Consider the following 24,523-nt stretch of genomic DNA (forward strand, 5'->3'; position numbering starts at 1 on the left):
TTACTCAAATGCATAGGCCCTTTCATCTGACCGTTCATTGTTCTGTACTAAGTGTTCTTTCTTATCTAATACCGATAACGCTTTATTGGCTAAAGCTAAGGTATCAGCAACTTGCATATCTTCTGGAACTCTTTGCCCGTCAGTTACATAACTTAATGGTAACCCACTTTGTATCAATACGCTCAATGCTGGAGCTAAAGAAATTGATTCGTCGAGCTTAGTCAACACGGCTCCCGATAGCGGAATACGTTTAAACTGCGCTACGGCGTCCTCTAAGACCCTTCTCTGCCCTGTAGAAGACAGTACCAGATAACTGCGTATAGGTATTCTGCTATTTGCAGCTAAATTATCAAGTTGTTGGAAAAGCCTGATATCTCGTTGACCCATACCCGCCGTATCTATCAATACTAGCTTGCGATTCCTGAACTGATAAAGAATTTGTTCCAACTCACTGAGATCGTGTGCCTGCTTTACCGGACACCCCATTATTTTGCCATAGGTAGCCAATTGCTCAAAGGCTCCTATGCGATAATGATCGGTTGTAATCAATGCAACTTGATCTGCACCATGGTGTGCAACATATCTGGCGGCTAATTTTGCAACAGTTGTTGTTTTGCCGACCCCTGTAGGGCCAACAAATGCGACGACACCACCCTGACGAACGATATCATCACCTTGATTATCTAACATATTGGCCAAACTGCGCGGCAAAGTTCTGACGAGTTCGGCCGGAGTATAATGTTCACTCAAATCGGAAAGCTTTGTTGCCACTGCCGGTGAAAACTCGGCATCCAGCAATTTACTTTCTAACATGGCACCGACAGGATTAACCCGACTCTTTTGCTCCGTCAGTAACGACGTCACCTGATGAGTCAATAAATTACGCAGAGAGGCTAACTCTTCACGCATCGCATCAAACTCTTGATTCGGTTTAACTTTAGATTCATGCCCGCTTCGACCACTAAATGGCTTTGCTTCGGGTTCGGCTACTCTCGCATTAACAGATGGAGCTTGTAACCCTTTTGCCCACTCGGGCATATCCAGCTCATCAGATTTGTGACCGACCTGCTGGTTAACACGACTCTGTTGTCTCTCTAACAGGGCTTGCAATGAATCAGCGGCAGGAGCCGGCTTAATTTTTGATTCCGTCCGAACGGGTCTTTTTGACCCAAGAGAAATTTTCTCTTCTGCCAGATCCAGAAATGATGACGTGGGAGCAGCATTTGCAGCTTGCTGCAATTTGGGCTTAGGCTCGTCGTAATCGACAGCCGCCACTATCTCTATGCCACCCGTCACTTTCTTGTTGGACATAATCACGGCATCTGAACCTAAGGTCTCTTTAACCTGGGCGAGAGCTGTGCGCATATCTTTTGCTAAAAATCGTTTAATCTTCACTTACACACCCTCTACTGACCGACAGCAGATACTATTCTAATCTGCTTCTCATCGGGCACTTCCTGATAGGAGATCACCCTTAGGTTTGGAATTGTATGTTTAACAAACCTGGACAAGGTTGAACGTAACATACCCGATGTAAGCAATATTGCCGGCTGTCCAACCATCTCCTGCCTCTGTGATGCGTCTTCTAAAGACTTCTGCATACGTTCAGCTAGACTAGGTTCAATATTCGGACCTTCACCGCCAGTCGCCTGCATAGACTGATGCAACATCTGTTCCAACTCTGGCGCCAATGTAATGACAGGGATCTCTGTCTCTGGTCCGCTGATCTCTTGAACTATCATGCGTTTCAGTGCAATACGCACCGCGGCCGTCAGTACCTCGGTATCGGCGCTCTTAGTGCCATACTCAAGTAATGTCTGAACTATGGTCTTCAGGTCCCGGATTGAAACACCTTCATTAAGCAAGTTCTGCATCACTTTTACTACAGAGCCAAGTGGCATCACATCTGGCACGAATCCATCGACAAGCTTTGGAGAATGCTTACCTAACATCTCCATCAACTGCTGTACCTCTTCGTAGCCCAGCAACTTAGCCGCATTATTGGTTAATAGCTGACTCAAGTGCGTTGCCACTACCGTCGCAGCGTCAACAACGGTATACCCTAAGGTTTGTGCGTGCTCTCTAAGCTCAGGGGCAATCCACACCGCCTCCAGCCCAAAGGCGGGATCGGTGGTTTCAATGCCATCTAACTTGCCATACACCTGTCCAGGGTTAATCGCCAGTTCACAATCGTGTCTGATCTCGGCTTCCCCGGAGGCCACTCCCATCAGAGAGATACGATAGGTATTTGGCGACAGGTCAAGATTATCGCGAATATGAACAGCAGGAACCAGGAAGCCAAGTTCCTGAGACAGTTTCTTTCTAACCCCTTTGATTCGGCCCAGCAGTTCTCCACCTTGACCTTTATCGACCAGTGGGATCAATCGATAACCCACTTCAAGCCCAATGGTATCGACGTGTTGAACATCATCCCAACTGAGCTCTTTTGGTTTACCGGCATCGGCCTTCTCAGCCGGAGAGGTCTTAGCCAACTCCAGCGCTTTCTCGCGCTCATTTTCCTTCTTTTTATACATCATGAAAGCAACGCCGCCGACGGCAAAAGCGAGAGTGAGAAAGGCAACATGTGGCATCCCTGGTACGATACCCATGATAAACAGGACTGCGGCGGCGATGGCTATCGATTTCGGATTGTCAAACATCTGACTCATCATCATCTGGCCCATATCACCCGACTCATTTTGACGTGTCACCATGAGTGCAGCCGCAATAGAGAGCAACAGGCCTGGTATCTGAGCCACCAGGCCATCACCAATGGTTAGCAGGGTGTAGATCTCTACCGCAGAGGAGAAATCGAGTCCATGCTGAACCATACCGATGACGAAACCACCTAAGATATTAATCACCATGATCATAATACCGGCAATCGCATCACCTTTTACAAACTTCGATGCACCATCCATCGCGCCATAGAAATCAGCTTCTTTAGTGACCTCAGCGCGGCGAACCCGGGCTTGATCCTGATTTAACACCCCGGCATTTAAGTCGGCATCGATAGCCATCTGTTTACCAGGCATGGCATCCAAGGTGAAGCGGGCACTCACTTCTGAGATACGCCCGGCACCTTTAGTCACTACGGCGAAGTTAATGATGATCAGAATGAGAAAGACCACCAGACCCACGGCATAGTTACCGCCAATCACCACAGAACCGAAAGACTCAATCACCTTACCGGCCGCATCACCACCATTGTGCCCCTCGAGCAGAACGACTCGGGTAGAGGCGACGTTAAGTGCCAACCTCAACAGGGTTGCAACCAGCAATACACTTGGGAAAGCGGCAAAATCCAGTGGCCTGTCGGTATAGATAGATACCAGTAATACAACAAGCGCTAAGGCAATATTGAAAGAGAAAAGAATATCGAGCAGGAATGCAGGGATCGGCAATACGATCATAGCCAAAGCGGCTAAAACAAGCAGAGGTGTACCCAGGCCTTTAAAATTGGCGGGTCTTACTTGCTTTAATTGACCTAGGCTTGCTTTAACATCCATTCAAAAAGAGTCCAAACTTTGACATCTAGCCCTTATTCAGCAATTTTTAAGCCAATATGGGGAGTTTAGTAATTTAGTGCGAATTTAGTAAAAACTTAGTAAAAAATTAGTAAGTAGATTTTTAGCTGCGCCACTATACCGTTAAACACACGGTAAATGAACGGCTTAATATCTCAAATGGACAATATAATGATAAAAGCGGTAGACGTGGATAAGAATGCAACTATTCTGAGGGTTAATATTCTTATATCGAATCAGCCAAGCTTCAATTGCCCATTATTTAACACTTAACAGCGGTAACTTAATGTTTAAGTTCATCAGGGATAGGTTGTTCACTTGGAATTGGATTGGGTCGTTTACCACCATGTTTTTGAAATTGACGAAGCTGAAATACGTAAGCGAGCACCTGAGCTACCGCAGTGAAAAGTCCTTCGGGAATTTCCTGATCGATCTTAGTTGTATGGTATATAGCACGCGCCAGAGGTGGGGCTGAGACGATGGCAATCTCATGTTCTCGCGCTATCTCCCTAATCTTGAATGCCACTTCATCGACGCCTTTTGCCAAAACAAAGGGAGCCGTGGCTTTCATGGCATCATACTTAACCGCAACGGCATAATGGTCCGGATTGACCACAATCACATCGGCATTAGGTACTTCGCCCATCATGCGGCGTTGCGCCATCTCTCTTTGCATCTGCCTTACTTTGCCCTTAACTTCCGGCTTACCTTCGGTATCTTTATATTCATCTTTTATCTCCTGCTTCGTCATCTTCAGCTGCTTGTTGTGGTTCCAGATTTGAAATGGAACATCGATAACGACAATAATTATTGTGGAGGAGCAGAGAATAATGAACATCCAGATCAGGAGATCTAATGCATGGTAAACGTTGCCGGGGAGGTGATCCCGTGAGAGTGCCAGAATATCATTAAAATAGTAGCTTAGAAGAAAATAGGCTGATAATGCGACTACCGAAAATTTTGCGATACCTTTGGTCAATTCGACGAGCGCTTGAACACCAAACATTCGTTTGAAACCATTGATCGGATTCATCTTATCTGTTTTAGGCATAAATGCCTTAGTGGAGAAGGTGATACCGCCAAGGACAATATTGCCCAAGAATGCCATAAGGGTGAGTATTGCAATAAAGCTCAGCATAGGGAATGCGAGCTGCTGACCTATGACAGGCCAGATTAAAAACAACGCATTGGTATCAAAGATCTGCGTTCTGTCCAGGGTAAAGAGCATCTCCATAATATTATAGAGAGCCTTGGCTATACTTGGCCCAGTCATAGCGAAACCGACAGCGGCAGCCATCAAGACAGCTGAAGTTCCTAACTCCTTCGAGCGAGCAACCTGACCTTTCTCCCGGGATTGCTCCCGGCGCCTGGGGGTCGCCTCCTCGGTTTTCTCTTGACTGCTGTCGTTCTCAGCCATAGGTTAACTCCCGGGCTTTATCGTTTGCATGATTAAAAAAGACCATCGACATTACATTGAAGCAGTAACACATCACAAAGCAATAACTGAGCGGCACGCCAGACCTCACCGAAATGCTCCATAATCGGAGTCAGGGTTAACCATAAGATGATCAAGCCACTGACCATAGTCACGGGAAAACCAATCGCGAAGATGTTAAGTTGAGGCGACGCTCGGGTCATGACACCGAAAGATAAGTTAATCAATAGAAGTGCCACGATTGCTGTGATTGACATCGTGAGCGCGGCACCAAACATATAGGCTCCCCACTCGGCTAGCAGCTTATAGCTGGTAATACTTAGCCCCTGATCGGAGATGGGGATCGTCTCGAAACTCACCACTAACATTCTGATCAAGACTAAGTGCCCATCGACACTTAAAAAAATCATTGTCGTTAGCAGTAGAAAGAAGTTACCGATAACCGGGGTTTGTTGACCCGATGAGGGGTCAACCATGGAGGCGAAACCCAGGCTCGTTTGCATACCGATAATTTGTCCCGTCAACACAAATGTCTGCATGACCAACAAGGTGACAAACCCCATGGCAACGCCGATTAAGATTTGCTGTGCGGTCACAAACACCGAAGATAAGGCGAAAAGTTCAATATTTTCTACGGGAGGTAATACAGGAGCAATAGCAAATGTGATCGCCATAGACAGGAGCAGACGAACACGGACTGGTGTGGTATTCGCCCCAAAAACAGCCATCACCATCAACATGCTCGATACCCGAAATAGCGGCCACATGTATGACGCTATGGTATCCATGATGGTGCCGATTAAAATTTCCATCAGCCAGGGCGCTTTATACAGTCAAAGATAAACACCTGCTGGTAAATGTCCATCACCCGATAACCTGCGGGATCATATTTACCATCTGAATGAAGAACTCCATCATCGTTTGTATCAGTGTATGGCCAAGAAACATTAGTGCAAACAAGGTAGTAAGCAAACGTGGTAAGAAACTCAACGTCTGCTCATTAATTGAGGTTGCCGCCTGAAAAACGGCAACAACGAGACCTATGATAAGACCAGGAACAATGATCAAGGAGACAATTGTCACGATAACGGTTAACGCTTCTCGGAATATATCGACCAGTGATTCAGGATTCATAAGGACTCCTAGGTCCCAAAACTATTAGCTAGAGTCCCCATCACAAGGCTCCAACCATCGACGAGAACAAACAACATAATTTTAAAAGGAAGTGAGACAATCATAGGTGAGAGCATCATCATACCCATGGCCATCAAGATACTGGCGACCACTAAATCCAGAACGAGAAATGGGACGAACAGCATAAACCCAATCTGGAAGGCCGTTTTTAATTCGCTGGTGATAAATGAGGGAATGATCACACTCATCGGCGCTTCTTCCGGAGAGTTAATATTCTGATAGCCGGAGATCTGAATGAAGGTATCGAGATCGGTCACGCGGGTCTGCGCCAACATGAATGTCTTTATCGGCTCCTTACCCTTATTAAAGGCCTCCTCGATGCCCATGCTCTCTTCCATATAGGGCTTGACCGCATCATCGTAAACTTTATCGAAAACGGGAGACATAATGAAGAAAGTGAGGAACAGACTCATTCCGATCAACACCTGATTAGACGGTGCTTGCTGAAGACCAATCGCCTGACGAAGAATAGACAGGACTACGATGATTCTCGTGAACGAGGTTAACATGATAACCATGGCAGGCAGAAAACTCAGTGAGGTCATCAACAAGAGTATCTGCATAGTCACAGAGTATTGCGTCTCGCCCTGTGGGCCAGTTGTCACAGTTACGGCGGGTAGAACGCCTCCTTGAGAGAAGGCCTCCGGCGAAATAAGTAATAGGCTAAACGCAATAAAAATCAGGATCCGTTTCATGATTGTTTTGACTTTGCTTGAAGTAATCGACTGGCAAATGAATCCATCTCAGTATTTACCACAGTTTCCAGCTTATCTATTAAATTAACCTGTTGAGGAGTCACGCCCAGTAGATATTGCTGACCATCGACCTCGACTAATACCACCTTCTCTCTCTGCCCTAACGACGTTGCAGCAACCACTTTAAGCACATTGCTGCTTGCGGGGACTAAATTAAACCGCCTCACGATATAAGCCAAAACGAAGATCAGGATAAGTACGACAATTAAACCACCCAACATGTTCGCTAAAGTAGCCATTGCCGAGTCTTTCTCTACCGCCGAGGCTGCTGCCGTAGTCGTAGCGGCACCCGCCGCCAACATTGAGATAATCATATCAGCCTTTATTTAAGCTTTTTAATTCGTTCAGTCTGGCTGATCACGTCAGTCAAACGAATACCAAATTTATCGTTCACAACAACCACCTCTCCGTGAGCGATTAATGTTCCGTTGACCATCACGTCTAACGGCTCCCCCGCGACACGATCTAATTCGACCACTGAGCCTTGGTTGAGCTGCAATAAATTCCGGATACTGATAAAACTACGACCCACCTCCATCGAGATAGTCACAGGAATATCCATAATTGAATCGAGCTTGGCGACATCTTCTTCAGAAAGCGCCGCAGCGGTATCGGTTAACTCGTCGAGTTCGACAGCCTGCGCCTCTTCTATTGCCTGCTCTGCCATCGCTTCAGCCCAATCATCACCTGTATCTTCAGTACTCATCTTTTTTACCTTAAATATTTTTAATATCTCTTAATGCTTAGTGTCGAGGTTCGAGGGTCGAATTTAGAACCTAGAACCTAGAACCTTCTGCTCGTGACTATTAACTTATAACTCTTTCGCTTCTCTGACCTTCGCCTTGCGAGTGACCAGTTGCAGCTCATTCTTAGCCGTTTCCGGTCTCGGAATGGTTTCACATATTCTCAAAGCTAAATTATCACGCGCAGTACCTAGTTTGCATCGGTAAGTCGGCAGATCTTCGACCCTCATAACGATATGTTCCGGCAATTCAACGGTGATCACGTCCCCTTGTTTAAATTCCATCACATCTTTTAACGTAACCTGATGCTCTACAATGGTTGCATCTATGCCTACATCTACATCCATAATCTCATCCTTTAATGCCTGCGACCAACGCATATCGGTATCTTGAGTGTCACTTTGTACACCGGCATCAAGCAGTTCACGGATAGGTTCAATCATTGAATAAGGCATGGTGATATGAAAATCCCCTCCCCCGCCATCGACTTCGATATGGAATGAACTGACGACAACCACTTCGGTAGGGCTAACAATATTAGCCATAGCCGGGTTGACCTCAGAGTCCAGATAATCGAACTCGACATCCATCACAGGTGCCCAGGCATCTTTATAATCTTCGAAGATAATCTTTAGCAGTAACTGCACGATACGTCGTTCAGTTGGGGTGAATTCACGACCTTCAATTTTAGCGTGAAAGCGTCCATCTCCACCAAAAAAGTTATCCACTAAGATAAAGACTAATCTTGCTTCCATGGTGATCAGTGCCGTCCCTTTCAGGGGGCTAAAACGCACCATATTGAGACTGGTAGGAACAAATAGAGTATGGACATATTCGCCAAACTTAAGCATTTGGACACCGTTAATGGACACTTCGGCGGCTCGGCGCATCATGTTGAACATGCTGATCCGTAAATGGCGAGCAAAACGCTCATTCACGATCTCCAGCGTAGGCATACGTCCACGGACAATACGATCTTGCGAAGAGAAGTCATAGGAGCGGGCATCAAGCCCCTCGTCTACCTCATCTTCTTCTACGTCATCTACACCATGCAGTAACGCATCAATTTCGTCTTGGCTTAATAGATCACTCACAATAGTGCCTTTTTAACTTTTAAATAGGATATGTTTTCGAATTACTGCATAACAAAACCGGTAAACAGGACTTTTTCAACGACTTTTCTTCCGGTTACCGGTTGCAGGGTATTTTGAACATTGAGCAGGGCCATCTGACGCATTTCGTCCTTACCGGCAAGTGAACTCAACTTCTGAACATCGGCGCTACTAAACGTAGTAAGTAACGCATCTTCAATTAATGGAATGTGCTTTTTAATCAAGAGATCATCTTCGCTTCCACGCACCATTAACTGAACTTTAATTTCAACCAATCTTGAGCGGTTCGCCCCGGGAAGGTTAAACAAAAATGGTCTGGGCATACCTACATAGTAAGCTTCGCCACTATTGACAGGTTCACCGGTCTCAGTGGCAACCTCCTCGGTATCGACAGTCTCCGCGGTGTCACTCGACCCAAGAAAAAACCAGAGTCCACCACCAATAAGAAGTACCAGTACCAGACCTATGGCACCAAAGATCACCAATTTTTTCTTACTTTTAGGCTCTTGGTTCTCTTCTAACTCTAATGATTCTTCTTCAGCCATCTGATTTCCCTTCTAAAGACGTAACTAAGCCTGTTATTGGTGTGTTGTGATGCCTTCTATCTTGTCCCGACAGCACTTAATTTTCAATAACTGCTTTTCTAGCGCTATAGGTTACCTGCTTATGCATAATAATCTATACCTGAACTATAACTTGTTGTCTGATTTATGCTTAATAGTGACTCTTCTGCTGCAATTTCATCCATCTCATTGCCATAACGACCTTGGTTTTCATCACTTCCATTCTCTCCACGCTCCCCTTGACCTGTATCCCCCTGAGAAACGTGACTGTCAGTTAATTGCATGCCCTGTTCAGAAAGCAGATCTCTTAATCTGGGGATCGCCTGTTCAATCAGATCTCGCGTTTGATGCTGGGTCACCTGGAATTGCACCTGCGTCTGGTCGCCCTGAACCTGGATCCTCACCATCATCTGTCCTAATTCTGCCGGGTCGAGTCTGATCTCCGCATGATGTACGCCTTGGCTCACCATAGTCATCAATTGCTGTTTCATGACAGGAGAGAAACGTTGGATCATCTCCTGCATCATATTTTGTTGCTCGTTATTCTGTCTCAACGATAACTGAAATTGAGGGACTTCACCTCGGCTCGTCGGGGAGGTCGGAGTTGGCGCTGTTGTCTGAAAGGTCTTTATATCTGCCACAGGCTCACTTTGAGCGGGCGAAAGTTCCATTGCACCTTTTATCGGTGTTAACTGCACCGAGAGCTCGGCTCCTTTCAACTGTTGCGCGGCAGCATCTGGGGCAAGTCCCGCACTCTTGTTGTTAACCTGAAGGTTTTTATCGACTTCGAGAATGGACTTTTCGCCGAGGATATTACTCAACTTAGCATCGTTAGACTTGAGTTCAATCGGCTTAACTTCGACTGACTTAGCTTCAACTGGCTTAGTATCGCCAAGATTTACACCACTTAGTTTTAGCTCCCCCTCTTTAGGGGCGCTGGATTGAGCACCACCATTTAAAGCCGTTAATGGGTCGGATTTTACAGCCTGATTCCCCTTGAACTCAGCTCCCGCTTCATTTATACCTGCTTGACTTAGCCCATTGGCTCCCATAGCAACGGAGCTTGCATTTCTATCTAATGATGCCCCTTCACTGGCAGGACTTCCCGCTGTAGCTCCCTTGACATTGGCAGCGCCCTGAACATTGCCAGTCCCTTGTACATTGCCTGAGCTAGTCAATGATGCTTGGCTCGAAGCCCCGGTGACATTGCCATCGAGAACTTGTTGAAAATTCGTCGCACCGGCTTTAGCTAATGCTGCCAGCTCTGTTAATTTTTCAGCAGGCAGGGCCTGCAACTCCTCTTTTGACAATCCCGTTTTAGCCATCAGCAGTTCCATCATCTCCTGACCGATAGTATCGGTGGACTCGAGGCCGGTTTCATCTGTGCCACCAGTTTTAAGGGCGAGTTCTGACTCCTGTGACTCCCCCTGGACAAGCTCGGTCGTCAGCTCTGACTCCTGAGTTGTATTATTTCCAAACTTATTGAAGTTAAAGGCAAGCTCTGACTCTTGTGACTGAGAATTAGATGCCGGATCGGCATTGAGCGGCAAGAGTTTACCGCTAAAGCCCAAGCTATCGGTATTATCAAGCTCGCTGGCAAGGGTCAGCTGACCTAATACATGATCTACATCGGTGGTATCCCCTTCAGCAGCATCAAGCTGCTCCTTGCTCAGTGAAGGCTTGTCCTCATTACCAAGAGCATCGATATGCATCTCTTTTGTCTTATTCGATTTTGCAGAGGACTTATCGACTTGATTACTTGCCTGCTCCAGCGCAGCATAAAAGTCATTCTTTTCAGAGGATTTAGTTTCAGAGGATTGGGGTTCAGATAGTCGACTTTCTGAATGGGCACTTTTCTTAATGCCGGCAGAGGCGTTACTCTCAGCAGTTATCTCAGCATTAGGTAAAAGTACATTTGTCATTTTCTGCATGAAGCCTCCAACAGCCGCTATAGTCCAATTAACATATGGAGCTTTACATAGCGTCAAATTATCGACCGAAATCGGTCAATCTATAATTGCATAAAGATTACAAGCAATTAAGGTGCCAATGCATGCAAGTCTGTATTGAAAAAATGCGAGTAACGGCGCTAGCGGGAACGCTTTCGATAAAACTGTTGTGAAGCAAACTCATCAGTTAGTTTCTGCTCCCGTCTTAACTCTGCCTGTTGCGCCTTCTCGGCTTTATGGGCGAGCAAGAGTTCGACCGCCTTGCGCTTTTGCTGCTTCTCCTGCCAATACTGTTGTCGATGAAGCCTCTGAGTATCGGCTTCGGTAACCGATGCTATCTGTTTGACAATGGCATCATCGATCTGGCGAACAAACTGATGGAATTGATGATAATAACTGGCACTGATCGTCTTACCATGATTAGTTTCCATCTGTTTCATATAGTCTAATCGATAATTTCTCAACGCTCCCAACTGACTCTGACATTTCTGAAGTGCCAACTGGGCTGACTGCAACTGAAGTGCGGCTTGCTCTTCGGCTTCTGTTGCCAGCTTTAAAACGGTGTCTAAAGGATCATGCTTAGCCATTAATATTCCTGGAATAAGAGAAGGTTATAGACTCTAGGTCCTAGAGCCTAGGACCTAGAAACTCATTCATACCTTACACTGTGCGCCCAATTGAGAGAGCATTAGCGCACTGCTATCGAAGCTGAGCGCCTCTTTCATTGTCTGTCTTAGAAAGGCATTCATCGCCGGTTGCAAGCGGATAGCATTATCTATTCTCGGGTCACTTCCTTGAGTATAGGCACCGATAGAGATGAGGTCTTTATTCTGCTGGAACAAGGAATAGACTTGCTTGACACAACGCATCGACTCTAAGTGCTCAGGGCTTATCACCATAGGGGCGACACGACTGATTGAGGCTTCAATATCGATCGCTGGATAATGGCCGGAGTCGGCTAAACTACGGGACAACACAATATGGCCATCGAGAATCGCCCTGGCTGCATCGGCAATGGGATCTTGCAGATCATCGCCTTCTGTCAGTACCGTATAAAACGCAGTGATAGAGCCTTGACCTGGCCCGCCATTTCCGGCTCGTTCGACCAGTTTAGGTAATTTGGCAAAAACCGATGGCGGATATCCCTTGGTCGCCGGCGGCTCACCGACGGCTAGAGCAATCTCACGCTGCGCCTGAGCATAACGAGTCAGGCTGTCCATCAGTAAAAGTACGTTATAACCAAGGTCTCTGAAATATTCGGCTATTCTTGTGGATGTTTCGCAGGCCCGTAGGCGCATCAAGGGTGACGTATCTGCTGGCGCTGCAACAACAACCGAACGGGCACGCCCCTCTTCACCTAGAATTTCTTCAATAAACTCTTTAACTTCTCGTCCACGCTCTCCTACCAGGCCGACAACAATCACATCGGCAGTCGTCCCTCTCGTCATCATGCCAAGTAGCACACTCTTACCCACACCCGAGCCGGCAAAAAGCCCCATACGTTGCCCCTTGCCCACGGTGAGCATGGCATTGATAGCCCTTACCCCTACATCCAGCGGCTCTGTGATGGCCCTTCGCGATAACGGGTTAATCACTTGTGAATGCCTCGGGGCTCTTTGTTCGGTTTGTAACCGGCCTAGCCCATCGAGAGGGTGACCACTACCATCGAGTACTCTGCCAAGCAGTGACATCCCCACATTCAGACCCGTTTGTTCTCCTAAAGGAGTGACTTTAGCCCCTGGCAATACACCTCGTAGCTCTTCGATTGGCATCAGATAAAGCAGTTCACCATCGAAGCCTATCACCTCGGCAACCAGCTCACCGGCTAAGGTTTCAATACTACACAGGCTTCCTATAGGTGCACGACATCCGGTGGCCTCGAGCGTGAGACCCACAACGCGGACCAACTGACCGCTCGCCTCTGCGACGAAGGGATGAACCTTGATTGATTGATGCTTAATTTTGCTGAGTAGTTGGTTTTGGCGGCTGCGCATGATGTTCTTCGCCTATTCATTGAATACTGGGGTTGTTAAGCTACTGGCTATAGGTGAAAAGTATGAAGGTGGATAGAATGAACTCGAGTCATTATCGGGTAAGTCTCCACCCACTGATACTTATTGCTCATTCGAGTCTCCGGAAGGAGGCTCATCTCTGGAATCCTCACCTGACACCGCATCAGTGTTACCTTGCTTATCCATGCTGACCTGCTGCGGGTTGCTATCTGGCTGTATTTGTTGCTCTGAGTTATTTGAATTATTGTCTGGCAGCGCTGCCGAAGAGGGAACAACAGACTTAGCCACAGAGTCTAACTCCTGTTTTTGCCGTTCAATAGTTTGAGCCAGATGTTGCTGGTGACCCTCTAACTCATCAAGAACCGAATTAATCCGAGTATCAAGACGCATATCTACGCTACTTCGCTGGCTATTAATGACACAGTCGCCTGGGCTCAAACTAGGATCGGCTTCCAGCTCCCAACGATTTTTCTCTAACTGGTTAACGCTATACAAGTCTTGAACGAGCTGATAATCATCAGGGTGCAGACGAATATTAATGCCTTGCTCCTTTATCGGTAAAGAGTCGACCCCCAACCTTAATGCCGAAAGAATATGTTCAGGGTGGGTTTTTAGTTCGTGTCCAACCACGGCTTTCGACAGCTTCATCGTCAATTGAACGAGCTCATGTTCTATTTCGTTGTCAAGCAGCTGCATCGGTTTTTCAAATTGAGACAGTAAGGATTCAAACCGATTGATTAACACTTTAGCTTGTTCGACGCCATCCTGATAGCCTTGCTCCCGGCCTTGCTCAAACCCTTCACTATGTCCCTGTTTCATCCCTTCCAAACGACCACTTTCTATGCCCGCTTGGTAGCCTTCATCTTTACCTTCTGTGAACCCATCCTGCTCTGCTTGTTTTCGGATATCTTCAATTTCACTGAGCGTGGGAGGAGAAAAGGCGTCAGTTTCTTCGACGTGTTCATGGTGAACAGCCTTGCGTCCGAACAGATTTGATACATCATCAGGGACGGCTTGGGTCACATCGGGAATTTGCCAATGACTGAAGTCCATTTCAGACTCTGGTTTATTCTCATCTTTGGGCTTATCGGGGCTATTTGGTTTCATTATAAGAACTCTTCACCACCACTGCCACCTAACATAATTTCCCCGCTGTCACTCAGACGTCGTGCGATAGAGAGGATCTCTTTTTGAGCCACTTCTACTTCACTAATTCTGATTGGCCCCATAGCCTCAAGATCATCGCGCAGTAGCTCTGCGGCGCGCTTAGACATGTTGCCTAAAATCTTATCTTTAAGCGGATCGTCTGCACCTTTAAGCGCCTTCATTAACACATCCTGCTGGATTTCACGCAGAAGAGTCTGAATACCTATGTCATCAACATCGATGAGATTCTCGAAGACAAACATCAGATCTTGTATCTGCTGAGCCATCTCTTCATCTGACTCTCTCATGGTCTCCATCAGCTGGCTCTCAACACCGGTATCGAGATAGTTCATGATGTTAGCAGCCGCTTTCAATCCACCCATCTTGGCAGCTTGAGCACCGCCTTGGCCTGCAAACTGTTTCTCCATAATATCGTTCAACTCTTGTAGCGCGGCCGGTTGCACCTCTTCTAAATTCGCTATTCGCATCATCAGATCTAGACGGGTATTTTCCGGCGACTGAGCAAAAATCTCGGCGGCCTGATCGGGTTCCAGATACGAGAGAACAATGGTTTGGATCTGGGGGTGCTCATTCTGGATGATGGTGGCAACTTGGCGTGCATCCATCCACTTAAGCGATTCGAGGCCTTTAGCGCCGCTGCCCATGATGATCTGTTCAATCAGGTTACCGGCTTTGTCTTCACCCAATGCCGCTGTCAGCGCCTTTCGGACGAACTCCTCACTATTAAAACCAATTGAGGAGTACTTCTGAACTTCATCCAAAAATAGCTGATGGACACCAATGACTTTTTCCTGACCAAAATCTTGCATCGCGGCCATTGCCATGCCCACTTTCTGAACTTGTTTAGGTTCAAGATGTTTCAAAATTGAAGCCGCATCGGCTTCGCTTAAGCTCAGCAATAAGATGGCTGTTTTTTCGGTACCAGTAAGATCATCGACACTAAACTTGCCGCCTTTGGACTTAACTTCATTCTCGTTATCATTGCTCATTGTCTTGTAACCAACCCTTTACGACTTGTGTCGACAGTTCAGGCTCATTTGCTACCAGTGCCCTAATTGCTTTAATCATATCATCATCTTTGTGAAGATCTGGTATCAAAATTGAACCATCGTCGGCGTAACTGTATTCTGCTTCTGGTCTGTTCAACATACCTAATGTATCTGAAGCATATTGATCTTCAATCTCGGCCAGTTCATCACCAAATCTAGGCTCATCAGGCAATTTAACACTATCGGGATAGATGAGTCGTTTTAACATAGGTCTGACAACCGCAAGAATAAGCACCAAGATAACAATGCCACCCAGGGCTAACTTAATTGCACGCCAAAACCAGGGTTGCTCCCACAATTCGGGGGCGGGGACGTCTTCAATCAGCTGATCCATGAAGGGAACGGTAACGACTTCGATTATGTCACCACGCTGGGTAGTGAAGCCCACCGCACCTTCGAGCAGGCGACGGATATTTGATAATTCCTGTTCGGTTCTTGGCACACGACTGACTTGACCATCTTCGCCGGCACTGCCGGATTTAAAATCGACGGCGACAGATACACTGACTCGTCTCACCACACCAATCTGCTGTCTTGTATGGCTGATAGTCGTATCGAGTTCGAAGTTTCTCGTCGCTTCCCTATGAGATGAGCCAGAAGATGAATTAGACTCGGCGTCGGCCTGATTATTTAACGCCTCTTGTGGAATATTGGCTTCCATAGGGGGTTGGTTAGACAAGGCTCCTGGAATGCCCCCCGTGGTTGCACCGTTCGAATTATTCTCGACTGTCATCTCACTACGAAGCGCTGGCAGATCAGGGTTATATCGCTTAGCCGTCTGCTCAACGGAAGTAAAGTCCATGCTAACATCGACTTGAGAGGTAAAGTTCTCTGGCCCCAAGATTGGCATCAGTATCGATTCTACTTTGTTTCGATATTCTGACTCTTTTTGTTGAACCAACTCTTGCTCGCGGCGAGCTCGAGCCGAGACCGCATCCTGACTGCCGGAGTTAAGTAATCTGCCATTAGAGTCTGTCACAGTCACACGTGTGGGCTCTAGTCCTTGAACTGCAGATGCCACAATATCAACAATTGAATCAACTTCTTCCTGACCAAGACTTCCACGACGAGCATTGATCACAACCGTAGCACTTGGCTTAGAGCGATTACGTGCAAAAACATTCTCTTTAGGAATCGCTAAAATCACTTTTGCGCGGGTCACGTTTCTTAATTCTTCGATGGCTCTGGCCAAGTTTAACTCTTGGCTATGTTTGAGTCTGGCTTGCTCCATTCTTTGGCTGACGCCAAACCCGCTGTCTTGGCTCAGGTAATCGCTGCTACTGGCTGCGCTATCAACACCTTCGCGAGTCAGCATCAACTTTACATCTTGATACTTGTCTTCGGGTACCTTCACCACATCGACATCTATCTCATACTTGATCTTATTCTTATCGAGTACATCCAAAACTTGGATCATCTCTTGAGTAGACATTTTACCCAAAGGTCTGTATTCGGGTTCCTGTGCCCACAACATGACAAATACAGCAAGCGCAAGACAGATTGCAAGTGCAAGGATCATGGTCACCTGTCGTAACATATCGACTCCACCAAAAGAGCCAACACCGCCAGACTTGTTTTCTTCTTGTACACCACCTGCAATGCCATCGCTTGCCAATGTGGAATTTGTACCTACAACCATATCAGTACTCACAATAGATACCTGCTTGTTCTATCCATAATTTTTTAGTATTAACTCAAATTTCGATTGACCGAAATTATACAGGCATACTCATAATTTGTTTATAAGCTTCGACAAACTTGTTTCTGACTTGAACCGTAGCTTCAAAAGCAACACTCGCTTTTTCTCTGGCGATGACGGTATCGGATAGAGTCACACTTGTATCACCCATATCCAGCCGACTAGCCATAGACGCTGAGTTGGCTTGAAGTTCACCCACACTGCCCACGGCTTGAGAAAGGAGCTCACCAAAATTACTGCCTGAGGTATTATTAACCTGTCTGGTAATTTGGGTATTAATGCCGCCAGCAGGAATTTCACCGCTTAGTGACTGCATCTCTTGCAGTAATGAATTGGCACCTATTTGCATAACATGCTCCCTATCGCCGTCCTTCTTGAATACAAAGTGACGAATAGTTGACGAAAATTACAGATAGTTATGATGATGCAATAAGTTTGCCAAGTTAGACAAAGGAAGGGGGGGCTAAGAAGAACGCTACGCTGCTAGGACGTGACTTCGTCACTTCGAGGGCGTCGCGCTGCTCCTCCTAGGTTATGGGTTGGACAAATAAACTTAAAATCAAACCGATACAAGCTTGTGCGCTTGCATTTCCTAGAACCTATTAGGACGAAGTCCGTCCTAGCAGTGAGCCTGCGAGCGTCCTAGTAGCCTGCAGGGCGTCCTTCTCAGCTTTTAAGCCGGGATCTGTATTCCCATATCCCGCATTTTAGCCATCTTATATCTGAGGGTTCTGGCACTTATCCCCAGTTTTTCGGCGACAAGCTTACGGCTTCCCTGACATTGAGTCAGCGTCTCGAGAATAATGACGTGCTCTTGGGCCTTTAGCTCATCCCCGAGCCCATCGAGTTCGGCAGGCTTAGGTTCAATATTTTGCACGATATCTGATCTGTCCTGATTAAGTATCCCATCTTGCGAGTCAATAATGATGTCATTAACGCCGATATCCGCGCCGCTTTGAAGTATCAATGCTCGTTGGATCACATTATCTAACTCTCTGACATTGCCGGGCCAGCGGTGTGTCAATAAGCGCCTCGAAGCACTTTCATCGAGCTCAGGTACTTGGGCCAATCCCGATGACGTGGCGTGCCTTAACAGTAAGTGTCTGGCTAGCGGCAAGATATCAGCCGGCCTTTGATTTAACGCCGGCCATGTCAGTGGAAAGACATTGATTCGGTAATATAGATCCTCACGAAACTCCCCTGAGCTCGCCAGAGACTTAAGATCACGATTCGACGTCGCGAGCACTCTGACATCCAGTTTGATATTCTTACGCCCCCCGAGTCGCTCAACCTCACGCTCTTGAAGTACACGCAAAAGCTTGGCCTGTAGTCCTAGCTCCATCTCTGAGATTTCATCCAGCAGCAGAGTCCCTCCCTGCGCCTGTTCAAATTTTCCGGGGCAAGCCTGATAGGCACCGGTAAAGGCACCTTTCTCATAGCCAAAAAGAGTGGCTTCGAGCATGTTCTCAGGAATCGCGGCACAATTAATTGCCACAAACGGACCCTCGACACGACTGCTGTTTTGATGAATATAGCGCGCCAACACCTCTTTTCCTGAACCACTCGGTCCCATAATCATCACCGAAGCATCGGATGCTGCTACCTTTTGAGCTAAACTGAGTAACGCAAGACTCTTGTCATCGGCGACAATGGGTTGATCCTGAACCAGTTTAGGCTTCATATAACGAGAAACCTGGTTTAATAGCACCTCGGGAGCGAAGGGTTTTGCCAGATAATCGACAGCGCCCAATTTAATCGCATTAACCGCATTATCTATGGTGGCATAAGCCGTCATTAACAGCACTGGTATTTGTGTATGTTGATGAAGGTAATTGAGCAAACCTATGCCTCCAATCCCCTCCATCTGCACATCGCTTATCACCATATCGAATGATTCACCTTTCAGCTTAATGATGGCCTCTTCAGCAGAACTAACATCGGTGCATTCATATTGTGCCAGTAATAGCGTATCTAATAGGGCTTCCCTGAGCGAGTGGTCATCCTCAACCAAGAGTATTTTTCCTTCAGACATGAGATGACTCCTCAGCTTGTTTAGATAAACCTTCCTGTAAAAGATCTTCTTTATCTGTCATTTGTTGTAACTTGGGAAAGTGTAAGGAAGCTCTGCAACCCATTCCTTTCTCGCACCTAAAATCAATCTTTCCGCCATGATTAGCCACCACCGACTGAACAACAGCAAGACCAAGCCCTGTTCCCTGTGGTTTAGTCGTAAAAAAAGGTTCCATCACTTTCTTCTGCATCGCCTTATCTAAGCCTTTGCCATTGTCGGTGACGTCGATCTGAAGTTCGTGAGCCGATTCTCGCCCTTTCAGCTCGACCCGGGTCGCGCCCGCTTCTATGCTGTTAACCACAAGGTTATTGATAGCCGAGCTTAATGCGCTGGCATTGGCAAGAAACTCACCACTGGATTCATCGATAAATTCAAGCTTACATGAATGTTGCTTTGCAATGGGTTCGCAATTCGCCAGCACACTTCCCATAATCGAATCGACAGTCTCAGCTTCACCTTGCTCTTGTTGACGTCCCTTTGCCATCAGCAACATATCGTTCACCTGATGTTCAAGCTCATTTAGCCTATCGACGAGCTTCTTCTGAAAACGGCTTCTTGCAGATTCAGATATTCTGGGGCTGGCTAAATTTGAGGCGTATAGCAAGGCTGCAGTCAATGGCGTACGCACTTGATGAGCAAGAGTTGCCACCATCTTTCCTAGTGCAGAAAGGCGCTGAAGATGTGATAAATTCTTTTGCAGCAGACGGGTTTCAGTCAGATCAGTCAGTACTATTAGCTGGCCTGGTTCTGGCGTCAACGGGGTTATCGCGAGCTTAACTCTGCGACCATTGCGAAGTGAAACTTCATGACCATCGTCATCTTGTGGAGAAAAGGCACGGTTAATGACCTGAATCCACCTTAAGCCCTCTAATGGTAACCCCAAGAGTTCAACGGCCACTGGATTAGCATCCGTGACTAATCCATCACCATTAATGATCACGACTCCGGAAGGCATAGCCTGAAGGATGCGTTCCATTCGATTGGACATATTGGCAGCAGGTGCTGTTTCCAACCATCGAGGCGAGTGCTGATTTAATGTATCAAGTTGAATCTGAGGACTTACGGACATATCCACTCCGTCAAAAAATTGCTGCTAACGGAGGTTTTGCATGAATTGTGCCATATATAAAAAAGGTAATAGTTTCTAGGTGATAGTTCCTAAGGATCACGAAAAGAAAGCCACTGGTCGATAATGTTCCATAGAACAGTCGACACTTCCTCAGCTGACCCATAAGGATATGGGAAATGTCTTTAAAGCGTATTAAGCGCTTAGAAAACAAAAACCAGCTAACCCTCATAGAGAATTAGCTGGCTTCTTTAATTTAAATCTAGGACCTAGTTTCCAGGATCTAGGAACTTATTTTCAATCTTTACCCATGCCATATTTTCTCATCTTTTCGACGAGAGTCGTGCGTCTGATACCTAACATTTCAGCCGCTCTGGCAACGACATTATCTTGTTGTTCTAACGCTTGCCTAATCATATCTATCTCAAGCTCAGCGAGAAGGTCTTTGAGATTAACGCCTTCCGGGGGTAGCTCGCTTGGAAAACGTGTTTCAGGAATATCGACCGGTTCATCATTACTGAATATCGAAGCCAACGCATCACGCTCTAGCTCCTCTTCACTCACCTCGACACAATATTCAGGTACATCTATGTGACGATATTTAACAGGAAGATCATTAACATCGACCAAGCCGCCTGGGTAAAGAATAGTAAGGCGCTCAACTAAATTCGAGAGTTCTCTTACGTTACCTGACCAGGCGTGCTCCTTCAGAGACTCTATCGCTCTTTGGGTAAAACGAACCTTACCACGCCCTTCGTTATAAACACGACTGACTAACTCCTGAAGCAAGAGAGGTATATCATCTTTTCTCTCGCACAGGGCAGGCATTTCGATAGGGAAAACATTTAATCGATAATAGAGATCTTCACGAAACTCACCGTTAGTGATCATATCTTCCAGATCTCTATGAGTCGCAGCGACAACACGAACGTCGGTAGTAATTGACTTTGAACCCCCTACCCGTTCAAATACCTTCTCCTGTAACACACGCAAGAGTTTCACTTGCATCTGCAGAGGCATATCACCGATCTCATCCAGGAAGAGAGTGCCTTTCTCTGCTAATTCGAAGCGTCCTTTACGGGCACTAATCGCACCGGTAAACGATCCCTTCTCATGACCGAACAACTCACTTTCCAGAAGCTCCGCAGGAATTGCGCCACAATTGACCGGGATAAATGGGCCATCGCGACGTTCAGATATGTAGTGGATATTACGGGCTACCACCTCTTTACCTGTACCGGACTGACCTAACACCAATACCGTAGCATCAGAGCTGGCAACTTGACTAATTAAGTGACGAACCTGAGCAATACCATCACTTCGCCCAACCATACTCCTGAATAACTTAGTCTGATTGACACTGGTGGGAATATCCGGACGTTTAGCCTGGCCGAAGACCTGACAGAAATGTAGCAGCTCGGTCAACTGAGGATAATTGAGGGGTTCCTCAATATGACCCAAAATATTAGATGCTGTAACGCCCGTTAAGTCTCCGAGCAACAATATAGGCTGCCAGGGTAATGTCCCGGCAAGAGATTTAAGTAACTCTTTAGATTGAGTTTCGGCTGAAATAACCAAGGCTCTGAATCGAGTGTTTTGAATTCGCAGCTCAAGCTTATCGACTGCGACTAGCTCAACTTGCTCACCCAAAAACTCAAATACGCACGACAAGCGATTAATTCGCTCTGACTGGTTACCGACAAGTAGAATTCGTTGATCTGTTTGCATCATTAAAAAAGCCGTAAAGCGCTCGTTATTATTCGCATTAATTATTAGTGTTTGTTGCTTAAAAAGCTGTGTAGTGTTTCCAATACAAACTGAACAAAATCACTACCGTGAGGAATAGTGTATTATCAGCAAGCTATTAGCAAGTCCCTGATGCATTTAATGCAAACCTGAATTGATTTTAGCTGCACTCCATTGATTTTAGCTGAAATATTCAACGAATCCAGATCCGATTGTCAATTAATTGACTTTTGACGATTTTTTTGGGGTTCCCTCCCCTTAAACCTATTTTGAATTTATACGGCTTCGGTGTGTGATGCCATATGGTGCTGTTCCGGCGGAATCGCGTCCCACCCCTCTTTAATCGTTCTCAGAATATCAGAAACATCATCGATCGCTTGAACATCATTATTCAGATTCGCATCAGAAATTCGACGTAGCATAAAGTCATAAAGTGCACTTAAATTAGTGGGAATATCTCCACCTTCTTCCATATTTAAACTGTTATTTAGTCCGGTGATAATGCCTATCGCCTTACCAATATAGATCCCTTTGTTGGCGGTATCATTATTCTCAATCGCATATCGGCTCTGTGCTAAACGCTGCAGTGCACCTTCAAACATCATCTGAATGATTCGGTGGGGGGACGCAACGGAGATTTCACTCTCAACTGACACTTTTCGATATGATTGCAGTGACTTTCTCATATATACCTACCTATTTGGCACCTATTGATTTGTAAACATTAATTTGGCGTTTACTTTTTCTTCCAAGATGCAAAAGCTCTTGCCTGTGTAGTAACACTCGCTTAGCTTGCTGCTCAAATTGCTGCGTTAACGCTAATTGGCTTTCCAGCACAGGTCTATCTTCATCTTTTGGAGAAGTTAGCAGCTCATCGAGTAAAAGTTGACGCTGTTCAACTAACTCTTGCAAATTTAACACCAACTCATCAGCCGTTTCGTTTTCCGCTGGAATTTTTTCCAACTCAATCAAGGTTTCCGATACAGACTTATTTAATTTTTCCAGCTCTGGTAGAACTTGCAAGAGACCTCCCGTTTAAAACGATATTACTTAACTTTGACTTCTAACCACACCAGGCAGTGAGTTTAAGCCACCAACAATCCCGGCAGACTGCTGGTTTAAGTTACCGACAATCAAATCCATCGCATTAAACTGCTTCATCAATCTGGCCTCGAGCTGCTCCATCTTAAGAGTAAAGGCCTCACGTTGATCATCCAGACGTTGTTTATCACTGGTATAAGCGTTGTTTCTGCTGTCAATCAAACCTGTCGTCGGTTTTACATAACTTTCAACCAAGGTGTCCAAACGGTTTGCAAGACCGGTATCTTTTGTCGAAAACAGGCCTTCTATACCCGTCATATTCTCTTCAATCGCGGTATCAAGCTTGTCACTATCTACAGATAACTTTCCATAACGGTCTGCTTCGATGCCGATATCATAGAGCGCTACAGTCTCGCCTCCGACATCGACCCTTGAACTGATCATACTCCGCAATTGAGATTCAATTGAGCGGATCATAGAGTCTCCCTGCAGCGCAGCGGCCTCTTTTTTATCAGCATCATAGGACGATAGCTTATCCACCGTGTCGATTAAGCTGTTATATGCATCGACAAAGCCTTGCACATTATCTTTAACGGCGTCTTTATCCAGCTCAACCTTAACCACCGTTGTTTCATTCAAGTCGGCATCTGTAAGGCTCAGAGTAACGCCGGTAATCGCGCCTTTAACTTCATTGGTCTGTGAAGTCAGTTGCTGACCATCTACATGAACTATCGAATTTTTAGCAACTTGTAGCTCAGTAAGGTTAGCCCCGCCGAACATATCATTCAGACCGGTACCCACAGTGTCGTTTGCTACCACGCTTATCTGGCTATCAGTACCTTCGGTATCAGAACTTAATACCAGCCTGCTACCTGCATCACTGGTAATAATTGTCGCCGTAACGCCGACATTATCGGTTGCACTATTGATATTTTTAGCGATATCTTCGAGTGAATCGGTCGCACCGACAGTCACGGAAAAGTTCTCACCGTTTACCGTCAGATCTAGACTTCCTTCCCCAACAGGTAAGCTTGGGTCGGCAACATTGATGCCGGCAACCTTATGCTGCTGAGCTAATTGCTCAACCTTCACATTATAACTGCCGGATTGTGACGTCTTATCTGCAGTTGCTGTCAGATAGCTACTCTCACCGGTAGAAACGGTTCTCTGGTTTAAACTACCACCATCCTGAAGCTTTTCCAGTGCATCCTGAAATGTCGATAAGGCGCTCTTTAATGTGCCTATCGCCGATACTTTTGCATCGATCGTCTTTTCAGTTTTATCGAACATTGCTTCTTTCGGGATTTTCTCTGCATCAACAAGAACACCGACAATAGTGTTAATATCGAGCCCTGAACCTATTCCCGTTGCCGTTAATGCCATAAAAACCTCTT

General features: G+C 46.2%; 23 protein-coding genes. All 23 read right to left on the reverse strand.

What is annotated here, in order from left to right; all coding sequences use genetic code 11:
- The 23 genes from flhF to fliD all read right to left on the reverse strand — a co-directional run bounded on the left by flhF (position 1) and on the right by fliD (position 24,512).
- Positions 1–1,395 (reverse strand): flagellar biosynthesis GTPase FlhF, encoded by a 1,395-nt coding sequence (gene flhF / locus SSED_RS15990; protein WP_012143385.1) that lies wholly within the window; start codon positions 1,393–1,395, stop codon positions 1–3.
- A gap of 11 nt (positions 1,396–1,406) precedes the next feature.
- Complete coding sequence (gene flhA, locus SSED_RS15995) at positions 1,407–3,509, reverse strand: flagellar biosynthesis protein FlhA (protein WP_012143386.1); 2,103 nt, start codon at positions 3,507–3,509, stop codon at positions 1,407–1,409.
- A 301-nt stretch (positions 3,510–3,810) separates the two neighbouring features.
- A complete protein-coding gene (gene flhB / locus SSED_RS16000; RefSeq protein ID WP_012143387.1) occupies positions 3,811–4,944 on the reverse strand; it encodes a flagellar biosynthesis protein FlhB in 1,134 nt (377 codons plus the stop codon).
- 32 nt (positions 4,945–4,976) lie between these two features.
- Entirely contained in the window at positions 4,977–5,774 is a 798-nt protein-coding gene (gene fliR, locus SSED_RS16005) for a flagellar biosynthetic protein FliR (RefSeq protein ID WP_012143388.1), read from the reverse strand.
- A gap of 52 nt (positions 5,775–5,826) precedes the next feature.
- Positions 5,827–6,096 carry a flagellar biosynthetic protein FliQ gene (locus tag SSED_RS16010; RefSeq protein WP_012143389.1) on the reverse strand — a complete coding sequence of 90 codons (270 nt, stop codon included), beginning with the start codon at positions 6,094–6,096 and terminating at the stop codon, positions 5,827–5,829.
- A gap of 8 nt (positions 6,097–6,104) precedes the next feature.
- Positions 6,105–6,854: a flagellar type III secretion system pore protein FliP gene (gene fliP, locus SSED_RS16015; protein ID WP_041421739.1), complete on the reverse strand. Its 750-nt coding sequence runs from the start codon at positions 6,852–6,854 to the stop codon at positions 6,105–6,107.
- Entirely contained in the window at positions 6,848–7,225 is a 378-nt protein-coding gene (fliO, locus tag SSED_RS16020; protein WP_012143391.1) for a flagellar biosynthetic protein FliO, read from the reverse strand. Before fliO ends, fliP begins: the two co-directional genes overlap by 7 nt.
- A gap of 8 nt (positions 7,226–7,233) precedes the next feature.
- A complete protein-coding gene (gene fliN / locus SSED_RS16025) occupies positions 7,234–7,617 on the reverse strand; it encodes a flagellar motor switch protein FliN (protein WP_012143392.1) in 384 nt (127 codons plus the stop codon).
- Positions 7,618–7,722: 105 nt separating this feature from the next.
- Positions 7,723–8,748: a flagellar motor switch protein FliM gene (gene fliM / locus SSED_RS16030; protein WP_012143393.1), complete on the reverse strand. Its 1,026-nt coding sequence runs from the start codon at positions 8,746–8,748 to the stop codon at positions 7,723–7,725.
- A 41-nt stretch (positions 8,749–8,789) separates the two neighbouring features.
- On the reverse strand, positions 8,790–9,311 hold the full coding sequence (fliL, locus tag SSED_RS16035; protein ID WP_012143394.1) for a flagellar basal body-associated protein FliL: 522 nt from the start codon (positions 9,309–9,311) through the stop codon (positions 8,790–8,792).
- A gap of 119 nt (positions 9,312–9,430) precedes the next feature.
- Positions 9,431–11,260: a flagellar hook-length control protein FliK gene (locus SSED_RS23720; RefSeq protein ID WP_012143395.1), complete on the reverse strand. Its 1,830-nt coding sequence runs from the start codon at positions 11,258–11,260 to the stop codon at positions 9,431–9,433.
- 158 nt (positions 11,261–11,418) lie between these two features.
- Complete coding sequence (gene fliJ, locus SSED_RS16045; RefSeq protein WP_012143396.1) at positions 11,419–11,865, reverse strand: flagellar export protein FliJ; 447 nt, start codon at positions 11,863–11,865, stop codon at positions 11,419–11,421.
- Positions 11,866–11,931: 66 nt separating this feature from the next.
- Positions 11,932–13,272, reverse strand: coding sequence for a flagellar protein export ATPase FliI (fliI, locus tag SSED_RS16050; RefSeq protein WP_012143397.1), 1,341 nt, complete (start codon positions 13,270–13,272; stop codon positions 11,932–11,934).
- Between the two features lie 120 nt (positions 13,273–13,392).
- Positions 13,393–14,397 carry a flagellar assembly protein FliH gene (gene fliH / locus SSED_RS16055; protein WP_012143398.1) on the reverse strand — a complete coding sequence of 335 codons (1,005 nt, stop codon included), beginning with the start codon at positions 14,395–14,397 and terminating at the stop codon, positions 13,393–13,395.
- Positions 14,397–15,446 carry a flagellar motor switch protein FliG gene (gene fliG, locus SSED_RS16060; protein ID WP_012143399.1) on the reverse strand — a complete coding sequence of 350 codons (1,050 nt, stop codon included), beginning with the start codon at positions 15,444–15,446 and terminating at the stop codon, positions 14,397–14,399. Before fliG ends, fliH begins: the two co-directional genes overlap by 1 nt.
- Entirely contained in the window at positions 15,436–17,145 is a 1,710-nt protein-coding gene (gene fliF, locus SSED_RS16065) for a flagellar basal-body MS-ring/collar protein FliF (RefSeq protein ID WP_012143400.1), read from the reverse strand. Before fliF ends, fliG begins: the two co-directional genes overlap by 11 nt.
- Positions 17,146–17,221: 76 nt before the next feature.
- Positions 17,222–17,554: a flagellar hook-basal body complex protein FliE gene (gene fliE, locus SSED_RS16070; protein WP_012143401.1), complete on the reverse strand. Its 333-nt coding sequence runs from the start codon at positions 17,552–17,554 to the stop codon at positions 17,222–17,224.
- 324 nt (positions 17,555–17,878) lie between these two features.
- Positions 17,879–19,237 carry a sigma-54-dependent transcriptional regulator gene (locus SSED_RS16075; RefSeq protein ID WP_012143402.1) on the reverse strand — a complete coding sequence of 453 codons (1,359 nt, stop codon included), beginning with the start codon at positions 19,235–19,237 and terminating at the stop codon, positions 17,879–17,881.
- Positions 19,230–20,345: a sensor histidine kinase gene (locus SSED_RS16080; RefSeq protein ID WP_012143403.1), complete on the reverse strand. Its 1,116-nt coding sequence runs from the start codon at positions 20,343–20,345 to the stop codon at positions 19,230–19,232. The genes SSED_RS16075 and SSED_RS16080 overlap by 8 nt, the downstream gene beginning before the upstream one ends.
- A gap of 294 nt (positions 20,346–20,639) precedes the next feature.
- Complete coding sequence (locus SSED_RS16085; protein ID WP_012143404.1) at positions 20,640–22,073, reverse strand: sigma-54 dependent transcriptional regulator; 1,434 nt, start codon at positions 22,071–22,073, stop codon at positions 20,640–20,642.
- 290 nt (positions 22,074–22,363) lie between these two features.
- Positions 22,364–22,774 (reverse strand): flagellar export chaperone FliS, encoded by a 411-nt coding sequence (gene fliS / locus SSED_RS16090; RefSeq protein ID WP_012143405.1) that lies wholly within the window; start codon positions 22,772–22,774, stop codon positions 22,364–22,366.
- A 10-nt stretch (positions 22,775–22,784) separates the two neighbouring features.
- On the reverse strand, positions 22,785–23,111 hold the full coding sequence (locus SSED_RS16095; RefSeq protein WP_012143406.1) for a hypothetical protein: 327 nt from the start codon (positions 23,109–23,111) through the stop codon (positions 22,785–22,787).
- 27 nt (positions 23,112–23,138) lie between these two features.
- Positions 23,139–24,512, reverse strand: a complete 1,374-nt coding sequence (gene fliD, locus SSED_RS16100; RefSeq protein WP_012143407.1) for a flagellar filament capping protein FliD — start codon at positions 24,510–24,512, stop codon at positions 23,139–23,141.
- Between the last annotated feature and the right edge of the window lie 11 nt (positions 24,513–24,523).

It is taken from the genome of Shewanella sediminis HAW-EB3 (genome assembly GCF_000018025.1).
Lineage (GTDB): Bacteria > Pseudomonadota > Gammaproteobacteria > Enterobacterales > Shewanellaceae > Shewanella > Shewanella sediminis.

Coding starts and splice junctions, on each gene's coding strand:
- flhB (WP_012143387.1), bottom strand. CDS start 4,944: ATGGCTGAGAACGACAGCAGTCAAGAGAAAACCGAGGAGGCGACCCCC.
- fliI (WP_012143397.1), bottom strand. CDS start 13,272: ATGCGCAGCCGCCAAAACCAACTACTCAGCAAAATTAAGCATCAATCA.
- fliN (WP_012143392.1), bottom strand. CDS start 7,617: ATGAGTACTGAAGATACAGGTGATGATTGGGCTGAAGCGATGGCAGAG.
- flhA (WP_012143386.1), bottom strand. CDS start 3,509: ATGGATGTTAAAGCAAGCCTAGGTCAATTAAAGCAAGTAAGACCCGCC.
- SSED_RS23720 (WP_012143395.1), bottom strand. CDS start 11,260: ATGCAGAAAATGACAAATGTACTTTTACCTAATGCTGAGATAACTGCT.
- fliS (WP_012143405.1), bottom strand. CDS start 22,774: ATGAGAAAGTCACTGCAATCATATCGAAAAGTGTCAGTTGAGAGTGAA.
- fliG (WP_012143399.1), bottom strand. CDS start 15,446: ATGAGCAATGATAACGAGAATGAAGTTAAGTCCAAAGGCGGCAAGTTT.
- fliE (WP_012143401.1), bottom strand. CDS start 17,554: ATGCAAATAGGTGCCAATTCATTACTGCAAGAGATGCAGTCACTAAGC.
- fliJ (WP_012143396.1), bottom strand. CDS start 11,865: ATGGCTAAGCATGATCCTTTAGACACCGTTTTAAAGCTGGCAACAGAA.
- SSED_RS16080 (WP_012143403.1), bottom strand. CDS start 20,345: ATGTCCGTAAGTCCTCAGATTCAACTTGATACATTAAATCAGCACTCG.
- SSED_RS16010 (WP_012143389.1), bottom strand. CDS start 6,096: ATGAATCCTGAATCACTGGTCGATATATTCCGAGAAGCGTTAACCGTT.
- fliH (WP_012143398.1), bottom strand. CDS start 14,397: ATGAAACCAAATAGCCCCGATAAGCCCAAAGATGAGAATAAACCAGAG.
- SSED_RS16075 (WP_012143402.1), bottom strand. CDS start 19,237: ATGTCTGAAGGAAAAATACTCTTGGTTGAGGATGACCACTCGCTCAGG.
- fliD (WP_012143407.1), bottom strand. CDS start 24,512: ATGGCATTAACGGCAACGGGAATAGGTTCAGGGCTCGATATTAACACT.
- fliF (WP_012143400.1), bottom strand. CDS start 17,145: ATGGTTGTAGGTACAAATTCCACATTGGCAAGCGATGGCATTGCAGGT.
- SSED_RS16085 (WP_012143404.1), bottom strand. CDS start 22,073: ATGATGCAAACAGATCAACGAATTCTACTTGTCGGTAACCAGTCAGAG.
- fliO (WP_012143391.1), bottom strand. CDS start 7,225: ATGATTATCTCAATGTTGGCGGCGGGTGCCGCTACGACTACGGCAGCA.
- fliR (WP_012143388.1), bottom strand. CDS start 5,774: ATGGAAATTTTAATCGGCACCATCATGGATACCATAGCGTCATACATG.
- fliL (WP_012143394.1), bottom strand. CDS start 9,311: ATGGCTGAAGAAGAATCATTAGAGTTAGAAGAGAACCAAGAGCCTAAA.